The sequence below is a fragment of the Achromobacter sp. genome (assembly GCF_032113835.1).
Lineage (GTDB): Bacteria > Pseudomonadota > Gammaproteobacteria > Burkholderiales > Burkholderiaceae_B > Achromobacter.
The window spans coordinates 32,273-37,757 of record NZ_DAMCTG010000051.1 but is presented as its reverse complement, the minus strand read 5'-3'; the positions used below and the strand labels follow the sequence as shown (position 1 = coordinate 37,757).

Genomic DNA, 5,485 nt, shown 5'->3' with positions numbered 1-5,485 from the left:
AGATCATGGTGGTGATTGTGATCATGGGGATTCTGGCCGCGCTGGTGGTGCCGCGTGTGCTGGATCGCCCCGATCAGGCGCGCCAAGCCGCTGCCCGCCAGGACATCGGCGGCATCATGCAGGCGCTCAAGCTGTATCGCCTGGACAATGGCCGCTATCCCACCACTGCGCAGGGTCTGCGCGCGCTGGCGCAAAAGCCGGACGGCGTGGCCAACTGGCGCGGCTATCTGGACAAGTTGCCCAACGATCCGTGGGGCCATCCCTATCAATACCTGAGCCCCGGCGTCAAAGGCGACGTCGACGTCTTCTCGTTTGGCGCCGACAACAAGCCCGGCGGAGAAAGCGGCGATGCCGACATCGGTTCCTGGGACCTCTGAGCGCGGTTTCACGCTGGTCGAAGTCCTGGTGGTGCTGGTGATCGTGGCCATTGCCGCGAGCATGGTGAGCCTGTCCGTCGGCCGCGGCGACAACCGCCTGCGCGCCGACGCGGAGCGTTTGGCCGATGCGTTCACCGTGGCGCAGAGCGAAGCGCGCAGCGACGGTCGCAACATCCGGTGGCTGGCGAACGGCCAGGGGTGGTCGTTTGAGCGCCCGGGCCGGGCGGCCGGTCCCACGGCGCAGGACGATATTCCCGTGCCGGTCGACCGATTGGAAAGCGACGAGGTGCTTCGGCCGCAGTCCTGGTCGGCCGCGCCGGTGCAATGGCGTCTGGATCCGGACCGCCCGCTGATCTTCAATACCGAATGGGTTGCCGCGCCGATGACGCTGACGCTGAGCGCGGCGGATGTGCACGTCACGCTGCAACGCGACGCTGCGGGGCGTTATGAGATTCGTTGAGATGACTGCCGAGGCCGCCCGCAGCCAGGCGCGCCCGAATGCAGCGGATTCGGCATTCCCGGCCGCGCGCAATCGCGAGCGTGGCTTCACGCTGATCGAGGTGCTGGTGGCGCTGGCGATCATCGCGGTGGCGATGGGCGCGGCACTGCGTGCGACTGGGGTGATGGCTGCAAACAATCGTGCCTTGCAGGACAAGACGCTGGCGCTGCTGGCCGCGCAGAACGCGCTTACGCAACTGCGTCTGGAACAGGCCCTGCCGCGCGCCGGCACGCAGATGGTGCCGTGTCCGCAAGGCGGGCTGGCGCTGCAATGCGAACTGGTCTTTACCAATTCGATGAACCGCAGCTTCCGGCAGGTGGCGGTGAAGGTCCACGACGCGGCGTCTCCGCGCGACGGGGCGATTCTGCTGCAGCTCGACGGCCTGCTGTCCAGCCTGCGATGACGATGCGCCGTTCTCCGCAATCGCAGGCCGGCTTCACGCTGATCGAGGTGCTGGTCGCCCTGGCGCTGATGGCGCTCGTCAGCCTGATGGCCTGGCGCGGGCTGGCCAGCGTGTCGGGTGCGCGCGATCTGATCGCCGCGCAGGCCGAGGATACGGATGCCATTGTGCGCACGCTGGGGCAGATGGCGCGGGACGTCGAGTTGTCTTACACGGGTCCCGCGTTTGATTCGCCGGGACTGGACGCGGTGGCGTTCACGACGGGCCTGCGGTTGCTGCCGCGGGCTGCGGGTGGACAGACGCTGGAAATTTTGCGTCCCGATCCGGATGGCAACGGGTTGTGGCAGCGCATTCAATGGCAGGTTCGTGGTGACGGCCTGTGGCGCGTCAGTGGGCCGTCGGCGCCGCGCAGTCCGCTGCCTGCGGCGAGCGACGGCGTGCTGTTGCTGCCGGGAGTGCGGTCGCTTGCGCTGCGCGCGTGGGTGCCGGGCGTGGGGTGGGCTGACGCGAACGCATCGTTTGGGGCTGCGCCAAGTGGTCTGGAGATCGCTTTCGAACGCGGCGTTCCGGGCGATCTGCGGCGGTATACGCGCGTTCTGGAGTTGCCATGAGCGGCGCGTTTGTTCATGGAGCTGGCAAGGATGGCTCGCGAGGCGTATCTGGTGCATCTGGCGCGCGCGACGCACAAGGCACAGCCGCTGCGCGCTACACCCCCATCGCACCCCGGCAACGCGGCGCGGCGGTCGTCAGCGCGCTCATAGTCGTCGCCATCGTGGCCGCGCTGACCACCAGCCTGTTCCAGCGTCAGACGGCCAGTACGCGCCGCGTCGAGAACGAGCTGGCGCGGGTGCAGGCGCGTGCGATGCTGGCGGGCGGGATCGACTGGGCGCGGCTGGTTGTGCGCGACCACGGCCGGCGCGAGCCGACCACCCGTGGCGACCAGATCTGGGCGACGCCGGTGCTGGACACCCGCATTGAACGTCCCGGCGACGATCGCGTCGCGGTGTTTTCGGGCGGGGTTCAGGACGAACAGGGCAAGTACAACCTTTACAACCTGGCGCGCAACGGCGTGCCGCAGCCGGAGCAGGAAGAGATCCTGCGGCGTTTGCTAAGCACGCTGGAACTGCCGGATACGCTGGCCGCGCGGATCGTGGACATCGTGGCGTCGGCGCAGCCGCCCGCGCTGGCGGCGGACGCCCCGAACAACACCCCGAACAACACCCCGAACAACACTCCGAACACAGCCCCTGACGCCACCCCAAACGCCGCCGCGCGGCCCGGCCCGCAGGCGCGCGCGCCGCTGCCGCGCGGGATCGACGAAGTGGCCGCGCTGCTGGGGCTGGAGCCACCGATGCGCAATGCGCTTCGGCGCACGATGACGCTGCTGCCTTCGGCCACCACGGTCAACGTCAACACCGCGCCGGCCGAGGTCATCGCGGCGCTGGTGCCGGGGCTGTCGCTCGCGCAGGCGCGGGCGATGGCGGGCGAGCGTGATCGCGGCAACTGGTTCAACAACACTGGCGACTTCGCCAACCGGCTGGCGGGCACGGGCGTGAAGACGCCCGCCCCGTCGGTCTCCACCAACAGCGGCTGGTTTCTGGCCAGCGGCACCGTGGTCTACGAACGGGCGCGCGTGTCCATGCAGGCGCTGATGCGCAGCGCCCCGCCGGCCGCGCCCGAAACCATCTGGACGAGAGAAACACCTTGAAGAACACCCTGCGCATCGCCCTGCCCGCGCTGGAGGAATTTGGCGCCGATTCGCCGCTGCCCTATGCGTGGTTCGACCGGCGCGGCCGCTGCGTGCGGCAAGGCGAGCTGGCGCTGCGCGCGCTCGGGAACGCCTGGCCGCAGGCCATGTGTGAAGCCGTGCTGCATCCTGCCGACGTCATCGCGGCGACGGTGCAGATCCCCGCCGTGGCGCGCGCGCACTTCGGCGCAGCCGTGCGCGGTGCGCTGGAACCGCTGGTGCTGAGCGACCTGGACAGTCTGGCGATCGGGTATGGCGCGCGCGCCGCCGACGGTTCCGTGCCCCTGGCATGGTCTCCGCGCGAGCCGGTCCGGCGCGCGTGGAGCCTGCTGAGCCAGCAAGGCCTGCGCGTGCGCGCGTTGATCGCCCCGCAGGCGCTGGCGCCGGCCACGGATGCGCCTTTGCGCGATCCCGCGGATCCGCGCTGGCATGCGCCCTCGCCCGCATGGTCGCTGGCGATGCCGCAGCTTGCCCCGGTCAGCGTGTCGCGTTGGCAGCCGGTGTGGCGCTGGAGCGCGCTGGCCGCCGTGGTGTGGATTGCCGGACTAAATATCTATGCGGCGCAGCTGCGCGGCGAGGCCGACGCCTTGCAACGCGGCATGCACGACCAGGTGCTGGCGGCGTTTCCCAACGTGCCGGTCGTGCTGGACCCGGCGCGACAGGCGCAGCAAGGGCTGGACGCGTTGCAGGCCAACCGGGGCGCCGCCAACGCGGGCGACTTCCTGCCGCTGGCCCGCGCGGCGGCGCAGGCCCTGCCCTTTGCGGCCGACAAGGTCGCGCATCTGACCTATGCCGATCAGGCGCTGACGTTGCAGCTGGCGGACGCCGGCCCGCAGGCGCAGCGCGTCTCCGAAACCCCCGCGCTGATCCAGCAGGCCGCCGCCCTGGGGCTGAAGCTGGAACGCGGCGACACCGACAACACGTGGCGCATCGTGCGCAGCCAACCATGAAACCGCTTTACCGATTTCAAGCCGCGTGGCAGGCCGCGCGCAAACCCGTGGACCCGGCGCTGGCGCGCGCCCGCCAGCGCTATCAGGCGCTGGCCCCGCGCGAACGCCGCCTGGTCGCGGGCGCCGCGCTGCTGCTGGGCGCGGCAATCGGCTTCGTCACCCTGATCGAGCCCGCCTTGAACACCGTGCGCAAGCTGCAGGCTGAACTGCCGGGGCTGCGCGCCCAGGCCGCCACCGTCGCCGACCTGACCGCGCAAGCGTCCGCCCTGCGCCAGCGCAGCGCAGCGCCCGCGGGCACGATGCCCAGCACGCCGGAATTGGCGGCCAGCCTGGAACGCGCCGGCCTGCCCGCGGGGCAATGGACGCTGGCGGATGCGGAAGGCGGCGGCGTGGAACTGTCGCTGGACCAGGCGCCGTCGTCGGCGCTGATGCGCTGGCTGGACGGCGCGGGGCGCGACTGGGGGCTGGCTATCTCCAAGGTGGACCTGACACGCGCCGCGAACGCCAATGGACGGCCGCTGCCGGGTTTGGTCAACGGCAAGGTCGTGCTGCTGCCGCCGCAGGCGGCGGGGAGCCGGTGATGCCTGTGAAACTTCCCTCACGTCGCGTCGCGGGCCTGTGGGTGGCCGGCGTACTTTGCGCCGCAGCCGCCGGCGCCGCTGTGCTGCCCGCGCGCTGGGTGTTGACGCTTTTGCCGGATGACGCGCCGGTCACGCTGGCCGATGCCAGCGGCTCGTTGTGGCGCGGCAGCGCCTGGATCGCGCTCGGCTCCCCGGGCGTGCGGCGCGTACTGCCACAGCCGGTGCAGTGGCAATGGCGTTGGGACACGTTGGCGCTCGACATCTCACATCCCTGGCTGCAAGGCACCCTGCGCGCGCGGCCCGGATGGAACGGTCTGGCGGTCCCGGCGTCATCGCTGCGCGTGCCCGCAACGGTCCTGCCCGCGCTCGGCGCGCCTTGGAACACGTTGTCACCGCAAGGCATGCTGGAAATCAGCTGGCAGCCCCTGCGCCTGGGCGCCCCGCTTCCCCCCGGTCCGGCCGTCGACCTGCGCTGGCGCAACGCGGCGACTGCGCTTTCACCCATCACGCCGGTGGGCACCTATCTGCTGCGCGTGCAAGGTGGCAAGACCGGCGCCACGCTGACCCTCAGCACGGAAAGCGGCTTGCTCGACGTCAAGGGCCAAGGCGGCACCGGCCCGCGCGGCATCAGCTTCCAGGGCGAAGCCACGTTCTCCCAGTCAGCCAGCGAAGCTAACCGCGCCGCGCTGGACGGCCTGATGTCGACGCTGGGCCGCCGCTCGGGCGACACAGTGACGTTCGGCGTGGGGAAATCCGCGCGATAGTGGCGCAGGCGGGCGCGGGAGGGTGTCAGACACCCCCGGAAGGCCTGCGCAATGTAAAGGCCACCTCACACGGGTGTCAGACACCGTGTAGCAAGAACCGCACCTTGTAGGCCTAAATGAGGTGTCTGACACCCCGGAGACGCCCGCGCATGATGCAGGCCACCTCA

At 70.4% G+C, this 5,485-nt stretch carries 8 protein-coding genes; all 8 read left to right on the top strand.

All coding sequences use genetic code 11. The annotated features are described in order from the left end of the window. The first annotated feature begins 2 nt into the window (after positions 1–2). The 8 genes from gspG to gspN are packed head-to-tail and all read left to right on the top strand — an operon-like array spanning position 3 to position 5,318. Complete coding sequence (gene gspG, locus RT697_RS17585; protein ID WP_313700583.1) at positions 3–377, top strand: type II secretion system major pseudopilin GspG; 375 nt, start codon at positions 3–5, stop codon at positions 375–377. Next, entirely contained in the window at positions 349–837 is a 489-nt protein-coding gene (gene gspH, locus RT697_RS17580; protein ID WP_313700582.1) for a type II secretion system minor pseudopilin GspH, read from the top strand. The genes gspG and gspH overlap by 29 nt, the downstream gene beginning before the upstream one ends. A gap of 1 nt (position 838) precedes the next feature. Further along, on the top strand, positions 839–1,279 hold the full coding sequence (gene gspI, locus RT697_RS17575) for a type II secretion system minor pseudopilin GspI (RefSeq protein WP_313700580.1): 441 nt from the start codon (positions 839–841) through the stop codon (positions 1,277–1,279). 2 nt (positions 1,280–1,281) lie between these two features. Next, positions 1,282–1,887 carry a prepilin-type N-terminal cleavage/methylation domain-containing protein gene (locus RT697_RS17570; protein ID WP_313700578.1) on the top strand — a complete coding sequence of 202 codons (606 nt, stop codon included), beginning with the start codon at positions 1,282–1,284 and terminating at the stop codon, positions 1,885–1,887. Further along, complete coding sequence (gspK, locus tag RT697_RS17565; protein WP_313700576.1) at positions 1,884–2,984, top strand: type II secretion system minor pseudopilin GspK; 1,101 nt, start codon at positions 1,884–1,886, stop codon at positions 2,982–2,984. Before RT697_RS17570 ends, gspK begins: the two co-directional genes overlap by 4 nt. Further along, positions 2,981–3,973, top strand: coding sequence for a type II secretion system protein GspL (gene gspL / locus RT697_RS17560; protein ID WP_313700575.1), 993 nt, complete (start codon positions 2,981–2,983; stop codon positions 3,971–3,973). Before gspK ends, gspL begins: the two co-directional genes overlap by 4 nt. Continuing rightward, positions 3,970–4,554, top strand: a complete 585-nt coding sequence (gspM, locus tag RT697_RS17555; protein WP_313700572.1) for a type II secretion system protein GspM — start codon at positions 3,970–3,972, stop codon at positions 4,552–4,554. Before gspL ends, gspM begins: the two co-directional genes overlap by 4 nt. Further along, complete coding sequence (gene gspN, locus RT697_RS17550) at positions 4,554–5,318, top strand: type II secretion system protein N (protein ID WP_313700570.1); 765 nt, start codon at positions 4,554–4,556, stop codon at positions 5,316–5,318. The genes gspM and gspN overlap by 1 nt, the downstream gene beginning before the upstream one ends. Positions 5,319–5,485: the final 167 nt, after the last annotated feature.